This is a genomic window from Streptomyces sp. ATCC 21386 (genome assembly GCF_018728545.1).
Classification (GTDB): domain Bacteria; phylum Actinomycetota; class Actinomycetes; order Streptomycetales; family Streptomycetaceae; genus Streptomyces.
Genome location: NZ_JAAVVL010000001.1, coordinates 8,329,588 through 8,350,669, shown reverse-complemented (window position 1 = coordinate 8,350,669; position 21,082 = coordinate 8,329,588). Strand labels below are relative to the sequence as shown.

Sequence of the window (21,082 nt, the reverse complement as noted above, 5' to 3'; positions counted from 1 at the left end):
GCCCGTCTGTCCGTGGGGGCCCGTGCCGTGCCGGGGCTACAGGCCCGCGATGGGGTTCTTCAGGTTGCCGACGAGCTGCAGTGCGCCCGCCGGGTCCGCGAGGTCGACCATCTGCTTGTTGTTGCGCAGCTGCAGACGGTTGAGACAGGACAGCGCGAACTCGGGGGCGAACATGTCGTACTGGGCGAACTTGTCGGCGAGTTCGGGCATCGTGTGCTGGTAGTCGCGGACGGTCTCGGCGACCGTGCGCCAGAAGTCCTCCTCGTCCAGGACGCCCTCCTCGGCGAGGTTCGCGGCCAGGAAGCGGAAGAAGCAGTCGAAGACGTCCGTGAAGATCGAGAGGAGCTTCTTGTCCTCGGGGACGTCCACGCGGAGGCGTTCGACCGTCGGCGGGAGCACCGCGTCCGGGTCCATGACCGCGATCTCCTCGGCGATGTCCTTGTAGATCGCCCGCTCGACGGCACCGTCCTTCAGGACGAGGACGACGTTCTCGCCGTGCGGCATGAAGACCAGGTCGTAGGCGTAGAAGCTGTGCAGGAGCGGGGTGAAGTACGCCTTCAGGTAGCGGCGCAGCCACTCCGTGGGGGTCAGGCCCGAGCGGGCGATCAGCGCCGCCGCGAAGCCCTTGCCCTCGTGGTCGACGTGGACCAGGGAGGCCATCGTCGCCAGGGACTCGCCCTCCTGGAGGGACGACACCGGGCTCTCGCGCCACAGCGCGGCCAGCATCTTGCGGTACGGGGAGAACTTGTCCGTGGCGGCCTCGTACTCCAGGTGCCGGTAGCCGACGGCCGCCCGCTCGCGGATGATCGACAGGCCGGTGGACTTCAGGACCGGGTCGTTGTCGATGAGACCGGCCAGCCAGTCGTTGATCGCCGGGGTGGCCTCCATGTACGCCGCCGACAGGCCGCGCATGAAGCCCATGTTGAGGACGGAGAGCGCCGTCTTGACGTAGTGCTTCCCGGGGGCGGAGCTGTTGAAGAACGTCCGGATCGACTGCTGGGCCAGGTACTCGTCGTCGCCCTCGCCGAGGCAGACCAGGTGCTGCTGGGCGACCTCGGCGGCGAAGGTGACGCTGAGCTTGTTCCACCACTGCCACGGGTGGACCGGGATGAAGAGGTAGTCGGCGGGGTCCAGCCCCAGCTCCGTGAGGACCGAGTGGAAGCGGTCGACCGTCTCCGCGCCCAGCTCGTCCCGGAGGAACGCCTCGTACTCGATGCCGACGCCCGCCGTGAACGCCGCCCGCGAGCGGTGCGCGGCCAGCCAGACCAGGCGGACGGGGCTCGCCGTCTCGGGGGCGTACGACAGGTACTCGTGGACGCCGAAGCCGAGGCGGCCGTTGTTGGCGACGAAGCAGGGGTGGCCCTCGGTCATCCCGGTCTCGATGGCCTGGAACCCGGCGTCCACCAGCTCGGCGACCGGAGTCTGCGGCTTGGTGAGCTTGTAGCAGGTGCCGGCCAGGGTGGAGGAGATCTCCTCCAGGTACACCGGGAGGATCTCGTCGCTCAGGCCGAGGGACCGCTTCAGCTCGATGAAGAAGTCCAGGGCGGCCAGTGGGAGGTCGACGCCGTCCCGTCGACGGGTGATCGAGTCGGCGTCGACCTGCCAGTGGTCGAGGGCACGCCGGACGGCGGTGAACCCGTAGCGGGTCGCACCGTCGTCGCTGCGGACCTCGAAGCGGCTGTCGGCGGTGGCCTCCGGCGTGATGAGCCGCTCGTGGGCGAACTCGGCGAGGACCTTGCGGATGAGCAGGCGGTTGGCCCGTGCCCAGCGGTGGGGGGACAGATGCGCTACGGCGTCGGACAGGGTCATACGGCTACTCCTCGGGCAGCCAGGCTCTGGCTGCGAAAGAACTGCTCTCGCGTGCAGAAGCTCAGCAGTGCGCGCTTCTCCGGCTTGTCGATCTCGCGGTCGGGGACGAAACCGACGACTTCGTTGAGGGCGTGGACCGCCTTGTTGGACACGTCCGGCTCGACGACGACCCGATGGGTGGCGGGGTCCGCGAAGAGGTGCGCCATCACGGCGGTGATGACGGACCGGGTGAAGCCGTGCACCGGGGTGTCGGTCGGCGGCACCAGGAAGTGCATGCCGACGTCGCCCGGCTCGGGCTCGTACAGGCCGACGAGTTCACGGTGGGCGGGGTCGTACTTCTCCATGAGGAACGCGGGTTCGCCGTCCAGCAGCCCCAGCAGGGCGTGGTGGTAGGGGTCGGCCGCGATCTCCATGTAGGCCCGCTCGACCTCCTCCAGCCTGGCGTCCTGCATCATCCAGTACGCAGCCTTGGGGTGCGTGACCCAGCGGTGCAGCAGCTCGGCGTCGCTCAGCGGGTCCAGGGGGCGGAAGGTGAAGGTCATACCGCGAACTCCTGGAAGGCGATGGTCTTCTCGACCGGGTAGTACTCGGTGCCGAGCAGCTCACGGATGATGTACGCGTTGCGGTACGCGCCCATGCCCAGGTCGGGTGAGGTGATGCTGTGGGTGTGGACGCCGGCGTTCTGCAGGAAGATCCCGCGCCCGGTGGTGTCGATCGCGTAGTTGCGGGCCACGTCGAAGCGGCCGTGGCCGTCGAAGACGAGCCGGTCGTTGATCGGGGAGAGGAAGGCCGGCGGCCGGTAGTGGTAGCCGGTGGCCAGCACCAGGCCCTCGGTCTCGATCTCGAAGTCCTTGCCCTGCTCGTCCTGGCGCAGCCCGAGGGTGTACCGCCCGTCCTCGTAGGTGGCGCTGTTGAGGGACGAGTTGGTGAGCAGCCGGGTCGGCACCGGGCGGCCGCCTGCGGTGACGTTCTTCTGGTAGAGCAGATCGAAGATCGAGTCGATCAGGTCGCCGTTGATGCCCTTGAACAGGCCCTTCTGCTGCTTCTCCAGCCGGTAGCGGGTGTCCTCGGGCAGCGCGCGGAAGTAGTCGATGTAGTCCGGGGACGTCATCTCCAGCGTCAGCTTGGTGTATTCGAGGGGGAAGAACCGCGGGGAGCGGGTGACCCAGTTGAGCTGGTAGCCGTGGTCGTCGATCTCGGAGAGGAGTTCGTGGTAGATCTCCGCGGCGCTCTGGCCGCTGCCGACGATCGTGATCGACTTCTTCGACCGCAGCTCCGCCTTGCGGTGCATGTACTGCGCGTTGTGGAAGAAGTCGCCGCCCAGGTCCTGGCAGGCCTCGGGGATGTACGGGACGGTGCCGGTGCCCAGGACCAGCCGCCGGGCGCGCAGGACGTCCCCGTCGGCCGTGCGCACGGCGTAGACGTCGTCCTCGTACGTCACCTCCGTCACCGTGGTGCCGAAGCGGACGTTGCTCAGCCGGCCCGCGGCCCAGCGGCAGTAGTCGTCGTACTCGACCCGCAGCGGGTAGAAGTTCTCGCGGATGTAGAACGAGTACAGACGGCCCGAGTCCTTCAGGTAGTTCAGGAAGGAGTACGGGGAGGTCGGGTCGGCGAGGGTGACCAGGTCCGACATGAACGGGGTCTGGAGGTGGGCGCCGTCGAGGAACATCCCGGAGTGCCACTCGAAGTCGGGCTTCGAGTCCAGGAAGAGTCCGTCGAGTTCGGCGATGGGCTCGGTGAGGCAGGCGAGGCCGAGGTTGAAGGGTCCCAGTCCGATGCCGATGAAGTCGTAGGTCTTCACGGCGGGTTCAGGAAGCGACGCGGTCAAGGGATTCTCCCAGGTACTGCTCGGCATGGCCGGCGATCAGATCGAGCACGGTCGCGATGTCCTCGGCCGTGGTCTCGGGGTTGAGCAGGGTGAACTTCAGGTAGTGGCGACCGCCGACCTTGGTGCCGGCGACCACGGCGTCGCCGGAGGCGAACAGGGCCTTGCGGGCGTACAGGTTGGCGCGGTCGATCTCCGCCGGGTCGGTGACGGCCTCGGGGATGTAGCGGTAGACCAGCGTGGAGAGCCGGGGCCGCACGACGACGTCGTAGCGCGGGTCGGCGGCGAGCAGTTTCCAGCCCTCCTCCGCCAGGTCGCAGACCTCGTCGAAGAGCTGGCCGATGCCGTCGGCGCCCATCGTGCGCAGCGTCATCCACAGCTTGAGCGCGTCGAAGCGGCGCGTGGTCTGCAGGGACTTGTCGACCTGGTTGGGGATGCGCTCGGTGACCATGCGGCGCGGGTTGAGGTACTCCGCGTGGTAGGTGGCGTGGCGCAGGGTGGCCCCGTCGCGGACCAAGAGGGCGGACGAACTCACCGGCTGGAAGAAGGACTTGTGGTAGTCCACGGTGACGGAGTCGGCGCGCTCGATGCCGTTCAGCAGGTCGCGGCGCTTGCGGGAGACGAGGAGGCCGCAGCCGTAGGCCGCGTCGACGTGCATCCAGGTGTCGTACTGGGCGCACAGCTCGGCTATCTCGGGCAGCGGGTCTATGGAGCCGAAGTCGGTGGTGCCGGAGGTGGCGACGACGGCCATGGGGACGAGGCCGTCGTTCTTGCAGCGCTCCAGCTCCCGCGCGAGCGCCAGGGTCTGCATGCGCTTGTCGCCGTCGACCGGGATGGAGACGACCGCGTCCTGGTCCAGGCCCAGCAGTTTCGCGGACTTCTTCACGCTGAAGTGGCTGACCTCGGAGGCGAAGATCCGCAGTTTGGCGGTGCTGTCGGTCTTGGCCTCCTCCCGGGCCAGGAGCAGGGCCTGGAGGTTGGACTGTGAGCCGCCGGAGGTGAAGACGCCGTCGGCGGCGGGACCGAAGCCGATGCGTTCGTTGGTCCAGTCGATCAGTTTGCGCTCGATCAGGGTGCCGCCGGCCGACTGGTCCCAGGTGTCCAGGGAGGAGTTGACGGCGGAGAGGACGGCCTCGCCGAGCACGGCCGGGATGACGACCGGGCAGTTGAGGTGGGCGAGGTAGCGCGGGTGGTGGAAGTAGACCGCGTCGCGCAGGTAGACGTCCTCCAGCTCGTCGAGGACGGCGGCCGTGTCGTGCAGTGGCTTGTCGAGGTCGATCTTCTCGATGAGGGGAGAGAGGGCGTCGACGGTGACACCGGTGAACGGTCGTTCGGTGGTGGCGAGTTTGGCCGCCACCCGCTCCACGCCTTCGGTCACGGTGCGGCGGTACCGCTCCGCGGTCGTGTCATTGAGCAGGTGCGAGCGCATGGGGAGGTCCTCCGAGCGGGGCGGTCCGGGTGGGACGGAGAGGTGCGTGGGGGGTGACATCACGTCGTCCAACTTAGGTAAGCCTAACCTAATTAACTTGCGGGAAATCCAGCCCCTTCCGTGACTGTGGTCACGTCGGCGACTCTGGTTCCGATCTCTCGCGACAAGCCGACTACTCGCCGCGCTCCCGCAACTGCTCCTCCGTCAGGCCCTCACGCCAGTACCCGACGAAGGTGACGCGCCGCTTGTCGAGCCCGCGCTCCCGCACGAGATGGCGGCGCAGCTCCTTCACGCGGCCGGACTCGCCGGCGATCCAGGCGTACGGCAGCTCGGCGGAGGGGAGTTGGGCGGCTCGGATGGTGTCGAGGGCGGGCGGCGCCCCCTCGCTCCGCACCAGCCAGGTGATCTCGGCGTCGGCCGCGGTCGTCAGGTCCTGGATGTCCCCGGCGTGGTGGACCTCCAGCCACACCCGGGCCGGGGTGCCGGCCGGCAGTGACTCCAGGATCGCCGAGGCGGCCGGTAGCGCCGTGTCGTCGGCCCAGATCAGCACCAGGTCGGCGTCCGCGGGCGGCCGGAAGCGGATCGCGCGATTGTCGGCGACCGCGGGCCCGAGCAGCACGACCCGGTGGCCGGGGGCGGCCTGCGCGGCCCACCGGGAGGCCGGTCCGGCGGGCACGGCGGCCCCCGGCTCCACGCCGTGCAGCACGAAGTCGATGTCGATCTCGACGGTGTCGCCGCGCGGGTCGCGCCGCAGTCCCCGCAGGGTGTACGAGCGCATCACAGCCCGCACGTCGTCCGGCAGCTCCCGCCATGCCTGCCACCAGCCGTCGCCCAACTCGTAGGGGACGGCCGGGACTTGCTGCCCGGGATGCGGCAGGAACAACGACAGCGACTGGTCCCTGCCGTCGGAGTGGAAGAGCCGCAGATCGTCCCCCGCGAACGTGATGCGCACGTAGGACGGCCCCAGCCGCTCCGTCCGCACGACCTGAAGAGAGAAGAAACGGAAGGGGGCGGCTACGGCCGTCGTCATGGGGGCTCCTGGATAGGGGGCGGGAGCGTGTGCGCGGGGGACTCGGGGTTGCGGGTGCGTCGGCGGGCGCGGGTTCGGTGGGGGCTGGTCGCGCAGTTCCCCGCGCCCCTGAAAAGCAGGGGCTGCGCCCCGTGCTTTTCACAGGCCCGCAGGGCCTGGGCTTCTAGGGGCGCGGGGAACTGCGCGAGAAGCCCCCACCGAACCCGCAGTCGACCCACGGCCCCAGCCTCAGCCTCAGCTGACCTTCTTCGCCTTCTCGATCGCCTCGGCCAGCTCCTCGAGAAGCGGCGCGCACTTGTCGTAGGACAGGATCGGCTCGGGGTTACGCCCGATGACCTGGCCGGCCTTCACCGCGGGAAGCTTCTTCCACGTCGCCTCCTCGATCGCGTCCGGCTGGATCGCGGAGGTGCGGTTGTCCATGATGATGACGTCCGCGTCGTACTTGTCGACGTTCTCCCAGCTGAGGTTCTCGAACCAGCCCCCGCTGGCCTTCAGCGCGGCGGCGCTCGGCTCGACGAAGTTCACGCCGAGGGCCTTGAAGTACTCCAGGTCGATGGAGAGGTTCGAGCCGGAGACGTAGAAGATGTCCTGGCTGGCGGAGCCGGCGAGCACCTTGATGTCGGGCTTGGCCTTGGTGGCCGCGCGCAGCCGGGCGGCCGCGTCCTCGAACCGCTTCTTGGCGGCGGTGACCTTCTCGGACTCCGTGTCCGCGCCGAGGGACTTGGCCAGCTCCAGCACGCGCTGCAGCGGCTCGGTCAGCTGGCGGTCGTACGCGGAGATGCCGACGCTCGGCGCGAGCTTGGCGATCTTGTCCTTGGAGGCCTCGGGCACGTACCAGAGGGTGCCGGCGTCGTCGAACATCGTGGTGATGAGGACGTCGGGGGCGAGGGCCGCGTACTTCTCGACGCTGAACTCGTCCCAGACGTTGCCGAGGATCTCGACCTTGCTGATGTCGAGGTCGCCGGCCTGGACGTCGGCCTTGCCGTCCGTCGTCTTCGTCGGGCCGAAGACGCCCTTGACGCCGATGCCGTAGTCGTGGAGCGCGGCGGCGACCCCCACGAACGCGACGATGTTCGCCGGGGTCTTGTCGGTCTTGGCGGTCACGCCGCGGTCGTCCTTGAACGACCAGGGGCCGGACTTCGCGGCGGCCGTCTCCTTGTCGGAGCCAGTGCCGCTGCTCGTCGAACTCTCGTCCCCGCAGGCGGCGAGCACGGCACCGAGACCGAGTGCGCCACCGGCGGCGAGGATGCCACGGCGGGTGAGGTGAGCGGCTCTGGCGTTGGACATGTGTATGGCTACTTTCGAACGGGGCGGGGTGCCGCCCGAGGGTGAGTTCGAAGGTAGGTTAGCCTAACCTCATCGGTTGTCCAGGGGGTGGTTCCAGGTAGCGGAATGCCCGGGTCCACCTCGGCTTCAATCTTTGACTTTCCTGTGAATCGAAGGTTTGTCGACCGCCATGGGAATTGTTGAGACCTAAACATGTGGGTCGAGTCGTCCATGCGCAGGGTGCCCCAACTGGCCTCACGGGCCCCGCGAAAGGGACAAAGGGGCACCCGGCTCGCGAGGGGCGAGCCGGGTGAGAGAGTGCCGGAGCCGCGCTGTCATCGCTGATTCCGGCCATCATTCGAACATATGCTGTCGATCGGCGGCGCTCAGCCCACCAACCCCAACTCCCGCGCGATCAGCATGCGTTGCACCTCGCTCGTGCCCTCGCCGATCTCCAGGATCTTGGAGTCGCGCCACATACGGGCGACGGGGTACTCGTTCATGAAGCCGTAGCCGCCGTGGATCTGCGTGGCGTCGCGGGCGTTGTCGACGGCGACGGTGGAGGAGTACAGCTTCGCCAGGGCCGCCTCCTTCTTGAAGGGTTCACCGGCGACGAGGCGGTAGGCGGCGTCCCGCCAGGAGAGGCGGGCCGTGTGCGCCTTCATCTCCATGTCGGCGATCTTGAACTGGATCGCCTGGTTGGCGCCGATCGGCCGGCCGAAGGCGTGCCGCTCCTTCGCGTACTTCACCGACTCGTCCACACAGCCCTGGGCGAGGCCCGTCGCGAGCGCCGAGATGGCGATCCGGCCCTCGTCGAGGATGCGCAGGAACTGGGCGTAGCCGCGGCCCTGTTCGCCGAGGAGGTTCTCCGCCGGGACCCGGACGTCGGAGAAGGACAGTTCACGTGTGTCCGAGGCGTTCCAGCCGACCTTGGAGTACGGGGCGGCCACCGTGAAGCCCGGGGTGCCGGACGGGACGATGATCGAGGAGATCAGGGGCTTGCCCTCCGGGGTGCGGCCGGTGACCGCCGTGACCGTGACCAACCCCGTGATGTCCGTGCCCGAGTTGGTGATGAAGCACTTGCTGCCGTTGATGATCCATTCGTTCGTCGACTCGTCCAGGCGGGCCGTCGTCCGGGTCGCTCCCGCGTCCGAGCCGCCGTCGGGCTCGGTCAGGCCGAACGCGCCCAGCATCTCGCCGGAGCAGAGCCGCGGCAGCCACTCCTCCTTCTGCGCCGGCGTGCCGAAGAGGTGGATCGGCATCGCGCCCAGCGACACCCCGGCTTCGAGAGTGATCGCCACGGAGGAGTCCACCCGGGCCAGCTCCTCCAGCGCGATGCCCAGCGCCAGGTAGTCGCCGCCCATGCCGCCGTACTCCTCGGGGAACGGCAGCCCGAACAGCCCCATGCGGCCCATCTCGCGCACGATCTCGTACGGGAACTCGTGCCGCTCGTAGAAGTCGCCGATCTTGGGCGCGACGACCTCGTGCGCGAACTCCTCGACCGTGCGGCGGAGTTCTTCCAGCTCGGGGGAGAGGCGGTGGTTCATGAGACGTCAGTGCTCCTTGGGTCCTCGTGGCCCTTGTCGTCCTCGTGGGACAGGGCGCGTACGATGCGGGACGGGCTGGGTCGGCCCAGGTGTTCGGCCATCCACGCGCTGGTGGCGACGAGACGGCCGAGGTCGACGCCGGTGTCGATGCCGAGTCCGTGCAGCATCCACATGAGGTCTTCGGTGGCGAGGTTTCCGGTGGCGGACTTCGCGTACGGGCAGCCGCCGAGGCCGCCCGCGGAGGCGTCCACGGTGGTGACGCCGTGCTGGAGCGCCGCGTAGGTGTTGGCGAGGGCCTGGCCGTACGTGTCGTGGAAGTGCACGCCGAGCCTGTCGACGGGGACTTCCGCGGTGAGTTCGGTCAGCAGTGCCCGGACATGGCCCGGGGTCGCCACCCCGATCGTGTCGCCGAGGCTGAGCTCGTCGCAGCCCAGGTCGAGCAGGGCGCGGCAGACCCGGGTGACCTGGGGGACCGGGACCGCGCCCTCCCAGGGGTCGCCGAAGCACATGGAGAGGTAGCCGCGGACGTGGACCCCCTCGGCCTTCGCCCGCGCCACCACCGGCGCGAACATCGCCAGTGCCTCGTCGACCGTGCGGTTGAGGTTGGCCTTGGCGAAGGACTCGGTGGCGCTCGCGAAGACGGCGACGCGGCGGGCGCCGAGCGCGAGGGCGCGGTCGAGGCCGCGCTCGTTGGGGACGAGGACGGGCAGGGCCACCGGCAGGTCGCTCACCAGTGGGAACAGCTGCTCCGCGTCCGCCAGTTGGGGCACCCACTTGGGGTGGACGAAGCTGGTGGCCTCGATCGTGGTGAGTCCCGCGTCGGCCAGGCGGCGGACGAACTCCGCCTTGACCTCGGTGGGCACGGTCGACTTCTCGTTCTGCAGGCCGTCCCGGGCGCCGACCTCGTGGATCCGGACCCGGGCCGGCAGTCCGGCCTCGGGGACCGTCATGGGCAGGGTCACCGCGCCACCCCCTCATGCTCCTCGGGCTCCTCGTGGGGCGCGACGACGGCCAGCACCTGGTCCATGGCGACGGTCGTGCCCGGGGTGACGTCCAGCTCGGCGACCGTCCCGGCGTGCGGCGCGGAGACGACGTGCTCCATCTTCATCGCCTCCACCACCAGCAGGCTCTGACCGGCGGTCACCTCGTCCCCGACGGCCACCTTCACCACGGTGACGGTGCCGGGCATGGGGGCGGTGAGCGAGTCGGCGCCGGCGTGCGCGGACCGGCTCAGGGACGCCGCCACGGGGTCGTGGTCGCGCACGTGCCAGGCGTCGCCGTCCCGGCCGATCCAGTCGGCGGCGCGGTGGAAGGTGTGGCGGACACCGTCCAGCGTCACGGCGACCCGGTCGTCGGTGACGGTGTGGGTGCCGCGCGGGCGGTGGGTGACGGGGTCGAGTCCGCTCACGCGCAGGTCGAAGGCCGGCGGCAGGGGTTCACCACCGAGACGCCATCCGTTCGGGACGGAGAAGGGGTCGGTCCAGCCGCTCGCGCGAGGCCGCAGCGTGTCGAGCCGTACGGCCGCCGCCGCCTCGTACACCGCCTCCGGGACCTCCGTGGAGACCAGCCCCTCCACCTCGCGCTCCACCAGCCCCGTGTCCAACTCGCCCGCCACCACCGCCGGGTGGGCCAGCAGCCGCCGCAGGAACCCCGCGTTCGTCTGGACGCCGAGGGTGACCGTCTCCGCGAGGGCCGCCCGGAGCCGGCGCAGGGCGGTGGCGCGGTCGGGGCCGTACGCGATGACCTTGGAGAGCATCGGGTCGTACAGTGAGCCGACCTCCGTGCCCTCGCTGAGGCCGGAGTCCGTGCGGACGCCGTCGCCCTGGGGCTCGCGCAGCCGCAGGATCGTGCCGCCGGAGGGGAGGAAGCCGCGCGCCGGGTCCTCGGCGCAGAGGCGGGCCTCGACCGCGTGCCCCGTCAGCGTCACGTCCTCCTGCGCGAGGGCGAGCCGCTCGCCCGCCGCGACCCGCAGCTGCCACTCCACCAGGTCGACACCGGTGATCAGCTCGGTCACCGGGTGCTCGACCTGGAGCCGGGTGTTCATCTCCATGAAGTAGTACGAGGACGGGTCGCCGCCGGGGACGATGAACTCGACCGTGCCCGCGCCCGAGTACCCGCAGGAGCGGGCCGCCTGGACGGCCGCCTCGCCCATCGCCGCACGGGTCGCCTCGTCGAGCAGGACGCTCGGCGCCTCCTCGATGATCTTCTGGTGGCGGCGCTGGAGGGAGCACTCGCGCTCGCCGAGGTGGACCACATGGCCGTGGCCGTCGGCGAGGACCTGGATCTCGATGTGCCGGGGGCGGTCGATCCACCGCTCCACGAGCAGGGTGTCGTCGCCGAAGGAGGCGCGGGCCTCGCGCCGGGCCGCGGCGATCTCGTCGGCCAGCACGGCCGTGTCCCGGACCAGCCGCATGCCCTTGCCGCCGCCGCCCGCGCTGGGCTTCAGCAGCACCGGCATGCCGATCTCCCGTGCTGCGTCGGCGAGTTGGCCGTCGGTCAGGCCGCTGCCGCTGGAGCCCGGAACCACCGGCACGCCGGCCGCCCGGACCGTCTCCTTGGCGCGGATCTTGTCGCCCATGAGGGAGATGGCGTCGGCGGGAGGGCCGATGAAGACCAGGCCGGCGTCGGCGCACGCCCGCGCGAACGCGGCGTTCTCGGCGAGGAAGCCGTACCCGGGGTGGACGGCTTGGGCGCCGGTGCGGGCGGCGGCCTCCAGCAGCCGCTCCGCCGACAGATAGCTCTCGGCGGCCGGCGCGGGGCCGATCCGTACCGCCGTGTCGGCCTCCAGGACGTGCCGGGCGTCGGCGTCCGCGTCGGAGTACACGGCGACGGAGCGGACGCCGAGCGCGCGGAGGGTGCGGATGACTCGGACGGCGATCTCGCCCCGGTTGGCCACCAGCACGGTGTCGAACATGGTCGGCTTCATGGGTTCCCCCTCACATCCGGAAGACGCCGAACTGGGGGTCACCCAGGGGCGCGTTGGCACAGGCGGTCAGGGCGAGGCCCAGGACCTGGCGGGTGTCGAGGGGGTCGATGACCCCGTCGTCCCAGAGCCGGGCGGTGGCGTAGTAGGCGTTGCCCTGGCGCTCGTACTGGGCGCGGATCGGGTCCTTGAAGGACTCCTCGTCCTCGGCCGCCCACTCCTCGCCGCGCGCCTCCAGCTGGTCCCGCTTCACGGTCGCGAGGACGGACGCGGCCTGCTCGCCGCCCATCACGGAGATCTTGGCGTTCGGCCACATCCACAGGAAGCGCGGCGAATAGGCCCGGCCGCACATCGAGTAGTTGCCCGCGCCGTACGAGCCGCCGATGACGACCGTCAGCTTGGGGACGCGGGTGCAGGCCACCGCCGTGACCATCTTGGCGCCGTGCTTGGCGATGCCCCCGGCCTCGTAGTCCCGGCCGACCATGAAGCCGGAGATGTTCTGCAGGAAGACCAGCGGGATGCCGCGCTGGTCGCACAGCTCGATGAAGTGGGCGCCCTTCTGCGCGGACTCGGAGAACAGGATGCCGTTGTTGGCGACGATCCCGACCGGGTGCCCGTGGATCCGCGCGAAACCGGTGACCAGGGTCTGCCCGAACTCCGCCTTGAACTCCGCGAACCGCGAACCGTCGACGACACGCGCGATGACCTCGCGGACGTCGTACGGGGTGCGGGAGTCGACCGGCACCGCGCCGTACAGCGTGTACGGGTCGACCTTGGGCTCGACGGCCGGTTCGACCGACCAGGGCAGCGGGCCCCGGGCGGGCAGGGTGGAGACGATGGTGCGCACGATGCGCAGGGCGTGGGCGTCGCTCTCCGCGAGGTGGTCGGTGACCCCGGAGATCCGCGAGTGCACCTCGCCACCGCCCAGCTCCTCGGCGGTGACGACCTCACCGGTGGCGGCCTTCACAAGGGGCGGGCCGCCGAGAAAGATGGTCCCCTGCCCCCGGACGATCACGGCCTCGTCGCTCATGGCGGGGACGTACGCGCCGCCCGCCGTGCACGACCCCAGCACGGCGGCGATCTGCGGGATGCCCGCCCCCGACATCCGCGCCTGGTTGTAGAAGATCCGGCCGAAGTGCTCCCGGTCGGGGAAGACCTCGTCCTGCATGGGCAGGAAGGCGCCGCCGGAGTCGACCAGGTAGAGGCAGGGCAGGCGGTTCTCCAGGGCCACCTCCTGCGCGCGCAGGTGCTTCTTCACCGTCATCGGGTAGTACGTGCCGCCCTTGACGGTGGCGTCGTTGGCGACGACCACGCAGTCGCGGCCGCCGACCCGGCCGATCCCGGCGATCACCCCCGCCGCCGGTGCCTGCCCCTCGTACATCCCGTCGGCGGCCAGGGGCGCCAGCTCCAGGAAGGGGGAGCCGGGGTCGAGGAGGGTGTCGACCCGGTCGCGCGGCAGCAGCTTGCCGCGCGCGGTGTGCCGGGCGCGCGCCTTCTCGCCGCCGCCGAGCCGGGCGGCGGCGAGCTTGCCGCGCAGCTCGTCCACCAGCGCGCGGTGGGCCTCCTCGTTGGCCCGCCAGGCTTCCGACGCGGGATCGGCCGCGCTGTGAAGCTCCGGTGCCTCGTGCATCCTGCGAACCCCTCACCTTGTTAATGAGCGTTAACGCATTTCCTTCAGGTTAACGACCGCTAACCTCCCTGTCTAGAATTGCTCCCATGGCCACCAGAACCGACGCCCCCACCCGTCGCGAACAGATCCTCAAGGAGGCCGCGCGGCTCTTCGCCGAACGCGGCTTCCACGGCGTCGGCGTCGACGAGATAGGCGCCGCCGTGGGGATCAGCGGTCCCGGTCTCTACCGGCACTTCGCCGGCAAGGACGCGATGCTCGCGGAGCTGCTGGTCGGCATCAGCGGGCAGCTCCTGACGGGTGCCAAGCGGCGGCTGGCGGAGGCCGACGGGGGGTCGGCCGAGGCGGTCCTCGACTCGCTCATCGAGGGGCACATCGACTTCGCCCTGGACGACCGCCCTCTGATCACCCTGCACGACCGTGAGCTGGACCGCCTGCGCGACAGCGAGCGCAAGCTGGTCCGCCAGCTCCAGCGCCAGTACGTCGAGCTGTGGGTGCAGGTGGTGCGCGAGGTCCACCCGGGCCTCGCGGAGCCCGCCGCCCGCTCCGCCGTGCACTCGGTCTTCGGCCTGCTGAACTCCACGCCGCACCTGGGCCGCCCCGGCTCCCTCCCGGGTCGCACGGCCACCGCAGAGCTGCTGCACCGGATGGCGCGGGGGGCGTTCGGGGCCGCTGCTGCGCAGGAGTGACGAGCGTTACGGAGGGAGGGGTCTGGACGGGCTTCCCTACCCGCCGGTACGGTTGCCTGAGCAAGCGCTTAGCCGACTCGGATGCGTCCGGTGGGGCGCTGGGCACATCCGAAAGCACTCAGGTGGAGGTGACGGCGTGCGCCGTACGGTGTTCAACGAGGATCACGAGGCGTTCCGGGAGACCCTCCGTGCCTTCATCGAGGCCGAGGTCGTGCCCGTCTACGACGAGTGGCTCGCCGCCGGCCAGGCGCCGCGCGAGTTCTACTACAAGCTCGCCGAGCTCGGCGTCTTCGGTATCCGTGTCGACGAGGAGTACGGCGGCGCCGGCATCGACTCCTACAAGTTCGAGGCCGTCCTGTACGAGGAGACCGCCCGCGCGGGCATCACCTTCGGCGGCTCCGGCGTGCACGTGCTGCTCGGCCTGCCCTACATCAAGCTGCTCGCCACCGACGAGCAGAAGAAGCGCTTCCTGCCGAAGTTCTGCTCCGGCGAGGAGATGTGGGCCATCGCGATGACCGAGCCGGGCACCGGCTCCGACCTCGCGGGCATGCGCACCACCGCCAAGCTCTCCGAGGACGGCACGCACTACGTCCTCAACGGCGCCAAGACCTTCATCACCGGCGGCGTCCACGCCGACCGCATGATCGTCTGCGCCCGTACGGCCGCCCCGACCAAGGAGGACCGCCGCCACGGCATCTCCCTCCTCGTGGTGGACACCAAGTCCGAGGGCTACTCGGTCGGCCGCAAGCTCGACAAGCTCGGCCTGAAGACCTCCGACACCGCCGAGCTGGCGTTCGTCGACGTCAAGGTGCCCGTCGAGAACCTCCTCGGCGAGGAGAACAAGGGCTTCTACTACCTCGGCCACAACCTCGCCTCCGAGCGCTGGGGCATCGCCTACGGCGCCTACGCGCAGGCCAAGGCCGCCATACGGTTCGCCAAGCAGTACGTGCAGGAGCGCGTCGTCTTCGGCCAGCCCGTCGCCGCCTTCCAGAACACCAAGTTCGAGCTGGCCGCCTGCCAGGCCGAGGTCGACGCGGCCGAGGCCGTCGCCGACCGCGCCACGGAGGCCCTCGACGCCGGCGAGCTGACGCCCGCCGAGGCCGCCAGCGCCAAGCTGTTCTGCACCGAGGTCGCCCACCGCGTCATCGACCGCTGCCTCCAGCTGCACGGCGGCTACGGCTTCATGAACGAGTACCCGATCGCCCGCCTGTACGCGGACAACCGCGTCAACCGCATCTACGGCGGCACCAGCGAGATCATGAAGACGATCATCGCCAAGGACATGGGTCTGTAGGGACTGGGTCCGTAAGGCACCGGAAACGACTGCACAGTACAACTGACCCCATGAGTCAGCCCGCACTTCAGTCTCTCCTCGATCTGCTCGACCTCGAGCAGATCGAGGAGAACATCTTCCGCGGCCAGTCCCGGCCCGCCATCGTCCCCCGGGTCTTCGGCGGGCAGGTCGCGGCCCAGGCGCTGGTCGCCGCCGGGCGGACGGTCCCCGCGGACCGGCTGCCGCACTCCCTCCACGCGTACTTCCTGCGCATCGGCGACGCCGGCGCGCCCATCGTCTACACCGTGGAGCGGATGAACGACGGCCGCTCCTTCACCGCGCGCCGTGTCGTCGCCGTCCAGCACGGCCAGCCGATCTTCGCCCTCTCCGCGTCCTTCCAGCGGTACGAGGACGGCCTCGACCACCAGGCCCCGATGCCCGCCGCACCCGACCCCGAGACCCTCCCCACCGCCGAGGAACGCCTCCCGGCGTACGGCCTGGACCCGGCCGTCGTGGAGAAGACGCTGGAGGCCCGCGCCGCCGTAGACCTCCGCTACGTCGACGACCCGCCCTACGGCCGCTACGGCGAGCCCCGCGAACCCCGCTCCCAGGTCTGGTTCCGCGCCAACGGCAAGCTCGACGGTGCTGTCGACGAACCCCTGCTGCACGTCGTGCTCGCCACCTACGTCTCCGACATGACGCTGCTCGACTCGATCCTGCTCGCGCACGGACGCGGCGGCTGGGCCGTCGGGGACGTCGTCGGCGCCTCGCTCGACCACGCCATGTGGTTCCACCGGCCCTTCCGCGCCGACGAATGGCTCCTGTACGACCAGGAGTCACCGTCGGCGGCGGCCGGCCGGGGCCTCGGCCAGGGCCGGATCTACACCCAGGACGGCCGGCTCGCGATCTCCGTGATCCAGGAGGGCGTCGTCCGCGTCCCGAGGGGGCGGCCGAACGAGCCGGCGGAGCCGAGGCAGCCGGTGCGGCCGGGGGAGCCCGGGGCTACTGCCCGCTGAGCCCCGCCTGCTCCAGCAGGTACGCCGACATCGGGTCGTAGTGGCGCGGGCTGACCACGTGGTCGTCCAGGGGCACCACGACCTGGAGGGTGCCCTCGGACTCGCCGAGGAAGAGGGCCGGGTCGTTGGAGTCCGCGTACCCGACGGAGTCGATGCCGAGCTGGCCGGCGCAGCCCGCCCAGCCGTGGTCGGCGACGACCAGGTCGGGCAGCGGCCGCCCGGCGCCCTCCAGGCCCCGCAGGATGGCGCGCATCGGCTCGGGGGAGTGGGTGTGCCACAGGGTGGCGCCGTGTTCGAGGACGGCCACGTCCGCGAACTGCATGACGTACCCCTCCTCCGTCTGCAGGCCGTCCGGGATGACGACGATCTCGCAGCCTGCCGCGCGCAGCGCCCGCGCGGTCTCGTTGTGCACCTGCAGCAGGCCGCCGGGGTGCCCGGTGGCCAGCAGCACGCGCTGCCCGCCCTCCGCCGCCTTGCGCAGCCGCGCCGCCATGCGCTCCAGCGCGTCGACCGTCAGATCCGGGTCGATGGTGTCCTGGCCGTAGCGGTACCCCGGGTCGTCGTTCACGCCGACGCGCTCCGCCATCACGGCCAGCACGTCCTGCTCGTCGCTCCACCGGTCCCCGAGCTCCAGGCCGAGCCAGTAGTGGCGGTTGCCGTTGGCCAGTTCGCGGTAGTGGGAGAGGTTGTTCTCGCGCGGCGTGGCGACGTCGCCCGCGATACGCGTCCGTACGAGGTGCTCGACGAGCTCGGCGCGGCTGGGAGTCCCGGATATCGGCATGCGTCCATTGTGAGGCAGACGACAGCGGGAGTCGCGGGCGTCCCGCCCGCTGCGACCCGCGTCACTCCGCACGGCGTTCGGGGAGCATCGCCTCGACCACGGCGATCCGTCGGGCGAGGTCACCGGCGGGAACGTCGACCAGCTCGTAGCCGAAGGCGCGGTAGGTCTCCTCGTGGATCCGCTCGAACTCCAGCGACTGCCGGAAACTGATGCGGCGTGCGGCGGTGGGCTCGCAGAACCCCAGGTTGCGGACGAAGAACACCTGCCGCTCGTAGACGTTCTGCGCCGTGACCCGTTCGACCTCGGCGGTCAGCGCCGGGGACGGCACGCGGCCCTGGTAGGTGGCGAGCGCGAGCGTGCACAGCGGCGAACGGTCGTACAGCTGGACGTGGTCGGCCGGCGGGGCCGCCAACTGCCGCTCCCTCTGCAGCGCGACGATCTCGTCGACGAACGACTCCCGGGTCCACGGCTCGTCCTCACCGCGCGCCTGGGCCCGCGCGATGACCTCGGTGGCGGCCTCCTCGACGACCGTGTGACCGCGTGCGGCGAGGCCCTGCAGGAGGGTCGTCTTGCCCGCGCCGGGGGTGCCGGTGAGTACGTATCTGCGCATGCCGCCCACGCTAGGTTCCCCTCGGCCGCGCCTGCTCGCCGCTCGCGGCTCTCGTCTCACCCGTCGCGCAGCGCGAACCACAACTCCATGCGGACGTCCGGGTCGTCGAGGTCCGCCGCCAGCAACGTGGCGCAGCGGGCGACGCGTTGGCGGACGGTGTTGCGGTGGACGGACAGGGCGACGGCCGTGCGGTCCCAACTGCCGTGCAGGGACAGCCAGGTGCGCAGGGTCTCGGTGAGTGCGGCGGCGCCGGGCGCGGCGGTGACCGGGGCCAGCAGGGCCTCGGCGTGGGCGGTCGCCTCGTCCGGCGGCACGAGTTGGGCCAGCGTCGTGGGGAGCCCGTGCCGGACCAGTGCCGTCCGGGTGGCCCTGGCGCGGGCCAGCGCGCGGGCCGCCTGCACGTCGGCGACGGGCCACGCGTGCGGCTCGGCGGGGGCGCTGACGCCGCAGGTCCAGCCCGGCTGCTCGGAGATCTCGCGGTCGGCGGGGACGAGGACGCGTACGACGTCGCCGTGGGCGTCGACCAGGGGCGAGCCGAGGGCGGCGCCGAGCGAGGCCGCGGCGAGGGCCTCCGGCCGGGGGGTGCCGTCGGTGGGGCGGGCGTGGACGACGTGCCAGTGGGTGCCTGGGCCCAGGAGGGGCGCGGCCTCCTGTGGTTCGGCGCCGAGCAGGAGTCGGACCAGGGCCGAGGTGCGGGCCGCGCCGGTGCCGATCTGGCGTTCGCCGGTGAGGAGGGAGAGGAGCACGGCGGCGACCGAGGCGATGGTGTGGTCGCCGGGGGTGCGGTGGGGGGTGGCGACGCCGAGGGTGAAGCCGTTGCCTCCGGTGGTGAGGGTGTAGGCGGCGAGGTGGGTGCCGTTGACCGTGTCGGTCGCGGAGGTGGGGGGTGGGGTGCGCGGGGAGGGGGTGAGGGGTGGGGGTGCCTTGGCGGGCTCGGGTTCGTCGTGGCTGGTCGCGCAGTTCCCCGCGCCCCTGAGGAAGCGGCCGGGGGTCGGAGCGGTACTCGGCGTGGCGTCCGGCCGTACAACTGCCGCCAGGTCGGCCAGCGCGGCCGGTGTCGGGCCCCGGCCCGCCGCTGCCACTTCCGTGCCCTCCGGGCCGTACAGGACCGTTCGGCCCGAGACCCGGCGGGCCAGTTGGCGCAGGACCGCGTGGACTGGGTCCGGGCGGGACGCGGCTGCCGCCAGGGCCTGCTGGGCCTCTGTCACGCGGCGGAGCTCGGTGTGGCGGGCGAGGGCCATCAGCTGCCAGACCGCGCGGGCCACGCCCGAGAAGGTCGTCCGGGGCGGGACCTCGATCAGGGGCAGGCCGTAGGAGTCGCAGGACGCGACCAGGGCCCTGGGGACGCTGTCGTGGACGGGTGCGACGCCGAAGCCGAGGGCCGCGCCGCCCGCCGCGACGATGCGCGAGACGTAGTCGTCGAAGTAGGTGCCCGAGCCGGCCGCCTCCGGGATGTGGACGCCGGCCGTGAGCAGCAGCTCGCCGCCGAGCAGATACGGATACGGGTCCGACATCTCCGAGGTGTGCGCCCAGTGGACCGCCGTGCCCGCGTCCACCGGCCCGGCGATCTGCCGCAGGCCCAGGTCGTCGCGGGCCAGCAGCGCCGAGAGGAGGACGGGCGGGGTGGGCGGGACCGCCGGGGCCGGTGGGGCGGACGGGTCCGGCATGGTGTGCGTTCCTTCCATCCGGCGCGGATCGAATGGATGAAACGTACACTTCGCAGTCGCTTTCCGGCCACCTAGTGTCAGTGCCCATCACCCGCCACCGAGTGTGCGCGAAGGAGGCCTCTCACCATGGCCGTCGACTACACCGTGATCGTCCTCTATCTGGCCGGGATGCTGGCCATGGGCTGGTGGGGCATGCGCCGCGCCAGGTCGAAGAGCGAGTTCCTGGTCGCCGGGCGCCGGCTCGGCCCGACGATGTACTCCGGCACCATGGCGGCCATCGTCCTCGGCGGCGCCTCCACCATCGGCGGGGTCGGGCTGGGCTACCGGTACGGGCTGTCCGGCGCGTGGATGGTGTTCACCATCGGGCTGGGGCTGCTCGCCCTCTCCGTCTTCTTCTCGGCCCGGATCGCCCGGCTGAAGGTCTACACCGTCTCCGAGATGCTCGACCTGCGCTACGGCGGCCGGGCGGGCGTGATCTCCGGGCTCGTCATGTGGGCGTACACCCTCATGCTGGCCGTCACCTCCACCATCGCCTACGCCACGATCTTCGACGTCCTGTTCGACATGAACCGCACGCTCGCGATCGTCCTCGGCGGCTCCATCGTCGTCGCCTACTCGACGCTCGGCGGGATGTGGTCGATCACGCTGACGGACATGGTCCAGTTCGTGGTGAAGACGGTCGGGGTGCTGCTGCTCCTGCTCCCCATCGCGGTCGTCAAGGCCGGCGGCTTCGGTGAGATGAGGGACGCGCTCCCCACGTCGTACTTCGACCCGCTGGGCATCGGCGGCGAGACGATCTTCACCTACGTCCTGATCTACACGTTCGGCATGCTCATCGGACAGGACATCTGGCAGCGCGTGTTCACCGCCCGCAGCGACCGGACCGCCAAGTGGGGCGGCACGGTCGCGGGCACCTACTGCCTGGCGTACGCCCTCGCCGGCGCCGTCATCGGCACGGCGGCCAAGGTGCTGTTCCCCGACCTGGCCAACGCCGACGACGCCTTCGCGACCGTCGTGAAGGAGGAACTGCCGCTCGGCGTGCGGGGGCTGGTGCTCGCCGCCGCCCTGGCCGCCGTGATGTCGACCTCCTCCGGCGCCCTCATCGCCTGCGCCACCGTCGCCAACAACGACATCTGGTCGCGGCTGCGGGGGCGGTCCACCGACGGCGACCACGACGAGGTACGGGGCAACCGTGCCTTCATCCTCGTCATGGGGCTCGCCGTCATCGGTACGGCGATCGCCCTCAACAACGTCGTCGAGGCGCTGACGGTGGCGTACAACCTCCTCGTCGGCGGACTCCTCGTGCCGATCCTCGGCGGGCTGCTGTGGCGGCGCGGCACCGCTCAGGGCGCCCTGGCCTCGGTGCTCGTCGGCGGCCTCGCGGTCGTCGGCCTGATGGCGTCCTACGGCATCCTCGCCAACGAGCCCGTCTACTACGGCCTGCTCTCCTCCCTGGTCGCGTACGTCGCCGTCTCCCTGGCGACCCCGGCGACCGACGCCGCCGTGCTCGACGCCTGGCGCGAGCGTCTGGCCGGGCGGACCCCCGAACTCGTGACCGAACCCGTACCGACTCACCAGTAGAGTCGTCAG

At 70.9% G+C, this 21,082-nt stretch carries 17 protein-coding genes; 4 read left to right on the top strand and 13 right to left on the bottom strand.

Annotation, left to right across the window (positions count from 1 at the left end; all coding sequences use genetic code 11):
* Window positions 1-36 precede the first annotated feature (36 nt).
* The 10 genes from GWK25_RS35765 to GWK25_RS35720 all read right to left on the bottom strand — a co-directional run bounded on the left by GWK25_RS35765 (window position 37) and on the right by GWK25_RS35720 (window position 13,459).
* Window positions 37-1,809: an IucA/IucC family siderophore biosynthesis protein gene (locus tag GWK25_RS35765; protein WP_215455645.1), complete on the bottom strand. Its 1,773-nt coding sequence runs from the start codon at window positions 1,807-1,809 to the stop codon at window positions 37-39.
* Window positions 1,806-2,351: a GNAT family N-acetyltransferase gene (locus GWK25_RS35760; RefSeq protein WP_215455644.1), complete on the bottom strand. Its 546-nt coding sequence runs from the start codon at window positions 2,349-2,351 to the stop codon at window positions 1,806-1,808. The genes GWK25_RS35765 and GWK25_RS35760 overlap by 4 nt, the downstream gene beginning before the upstream one ends.
* Complete coding sequence (locus tag GWK25_RS35755) at window positions 2,348-3,664, bottom strand: lysine N(6)-hydroxylase/L-ornithine N(5)-oxygenase family protein (protein WP_374105772.1); 1,317 nt, start codon at window positions 3,662-3,664, stop codon at window positions 2,348-2,350. The genes GWK25_RS35760 and GWK25_RS35755 overlap by 4 nt, the downstream gene beginning before the upstream one ends.
* Window positions 3,618-5,063, bottom strand: a complete 1,446-nt coding sequence (gene desA, locus GWK25_RS35750) for an aspartate aminotransferase family protein (protein WP_215455642.1) — start codon at window positions 5,061-5,063, stop codon at window positions 3,618-3,620. The genes GWK25_RS35755 and desA overlap by 47 nt, the downstream gene beginning before the upstream one ends.
* A gap of 172 nt (window positions 5,064-5,235) precedes the next feature.
* Complete coding sequence (locus GWK25_RS35745; protein ID WP_215455641.1) at window positions 5,236-6,093, bottom strand: siderophore-interacting protein; 858 nt, start codon at window positions 6,091-6,093, stop codon at window positions 5,236-5,238.
* A 234-nt stretch (window positions 6,094-6,327) separates the two neighbouring features.
* Window positions 6,328-7,380: an ABC transporter substrate-binding protein gene (locus tag GWK25_RS35740; RefSeq protein WP_215455640.1), complete on the bottom strand. Its 1,053-nt coding sequence runs from the start codon at window positions 7,378-7,380 to the stop codon at window positions 6,328-6,330.
* Between the two features lie 365 nt (window positions 7,381-7,745).
* Window positions 7,746-8,906, bottom strand: coding sequence for an acyl-CoA dehydrogenase family protein (locus GWK25_RS35735; protein WP_215455639.1), 1,161 nt, complete (start codon window positions 8,904-8,906; stop codon window positions 7,746-7,748).
* Window positions 8,903-9,868 carry a hydroxymethylglutaryl-CoA lyase gene (locus tag GWK25_RS35730; RefSeq protein WP_215455638.1) on the bottom strand — a complete coding sequence of 322 codons (966 nt, stop codon included), beginning with the start codon at window positions 9,866-9,868 and terminating at the stop codon, window positions 8,903-8,905. Before GWK25_RS35730 ends, GWK25_RS35735 begins: the two co-directional genes overlap by 4 nt.
* Window positions 9,865-11,820 carry an acetyl-CoA carboxylase biotin carboxylase subunit gene (locus GWK25_RS35725; RefSeq protein ID WP_215457834.1) on the bottom strand — a complete coding sequence of 652 codons (1,956 nt, stop codon included), beginning with the start codon at window positions 11,818-11,820 and terminating at the stop codon, window positions 9,865-9,867. The genes GWK25_RS35730 and GWK25_RS35725 overlap by 4 nt, the downstream gene beginning before the upstream one ends.
* A gap of 22 nt (window positions 11,821-11,842) precedes the next feature.
* A complete protein-coding gene (locus tag GWK25_RS35720) occupies window positions 11,843-13,459 on the bottom strand; it encodes a carboxyl transferase domain-containing protein (protein WP_215455637.1) in 1,617 nt (538 codons plus the stop codon).
* An 86-nt stretch (window positions 13,460-13,545) separates the two neighbouring features.
* Between GWK25_RS35720 and GWK25_RS35715 the strand changes: the two genes are divergently transcribed.
* The 3 genes from GWK25_RS35715 to GWK25_RS35705 all read left to right on the top strand — a co-directional run bounded on the left by GWK25_RS35715 (window position 13,546) and on the right by GWK25_RS35705 (window position 16,434).
* Window positions 13,546-14,145, top strand: a complete 600-nt coding sequence (locus GWK25_RS35715; RefSeq protein ID WP_215455636.1) for a TetR/AcrR family transcriptional regulator — start codon at window positions 13,546-13,548, stop codon at window positions 14,143-14,145.
* A gap of 136 nt (window positions 14,146-14,281) precedes the next feature.
* Window positions 14,282-15,439, top strand: a complete 1,158-nt coding sequence (locus tag GWK25_RS35710) for an acyl-CoA dehydrogenase family protein (protein ID WP_215455635.1) — start codon at window positions 14,282-14,284, stop codon at window positions 15,437-15,439.
* A 50-nt stretch (window positions 15,440-15,489) separates the two neighbouring features.
* A complete protein-coding gene (locus tag GWK25_RS35705; protein WP_215455634.1) occupies window positions 15,490-16,434 on the top strand; it encodes an acyl-CoA thioesterase II in 945 nt (314 codons plus the stop codon).
* Here GWK25_RS35705 and GWK25_RS35700 read toward each other — a convergent pair.
* From GWK25_RS35700 to GWK25_RS35690, 3 genes are all read right to left on the bottom strand, one after another.
* Window positions 16,421-17,215, bottom strand: coding sequence for a phosphatase (locus GWK25_RS35700; protein WP_215455633.1), 795 nt, complete (start codon window positions 17,213-17,215; stop codon window positions 16,421-16,423). The two genes, GWK25_RS35705 and GWK25_RS35700, sit on opposite strands and share 14 nt — an antisense overlap.
* A 61-nt stretch (window positions 17,216-17,276) precedes the next feature.
* The gene (locus GWK25_RS35695; protein WP_215455632.1) at window positions 17,277-17,825 is read right to left on the bottom strand and encodes an AAA family ATPase; all 549 of its coding nucleotides are present in this window, start codon (window positions 17,823-17,825) and stop codon (window positions 17,277-17,279) included.
* A 56-nt stretch (window positions 17,826-17,881) separates the two neighbouring features.
* Window positions 17,882-19,510 (bottom strand): PucR family transcriptional regulator, encoded by a 1,629-nt coding sequence (locus GWK25_RS35690; protein WP_215455631.1) that lies wholly within the window; start codon window positions 19,508-19,510, stop codon window positions 17,882-17,884.
* Between the two features lie 108 nt (window positions 19,511-19,618).
* Between GWK25_RS35690 and GWK25_RS35685 the strand changes: the two genes are divergently transcribed.
* On the top strand, window positions 19,619-21,073 hold the full coding sequence (locus GWK25_RS35685; RefSeq protein ID WP_215455630.1) for a sodium:solute symporter: 1,455 nt from the start codon (window positions 19,619-19,621) through the stop codon (window positions 21,071-21,073).
* Window positions 21,074-21,082: the final 9 nt, after the last annotated feature.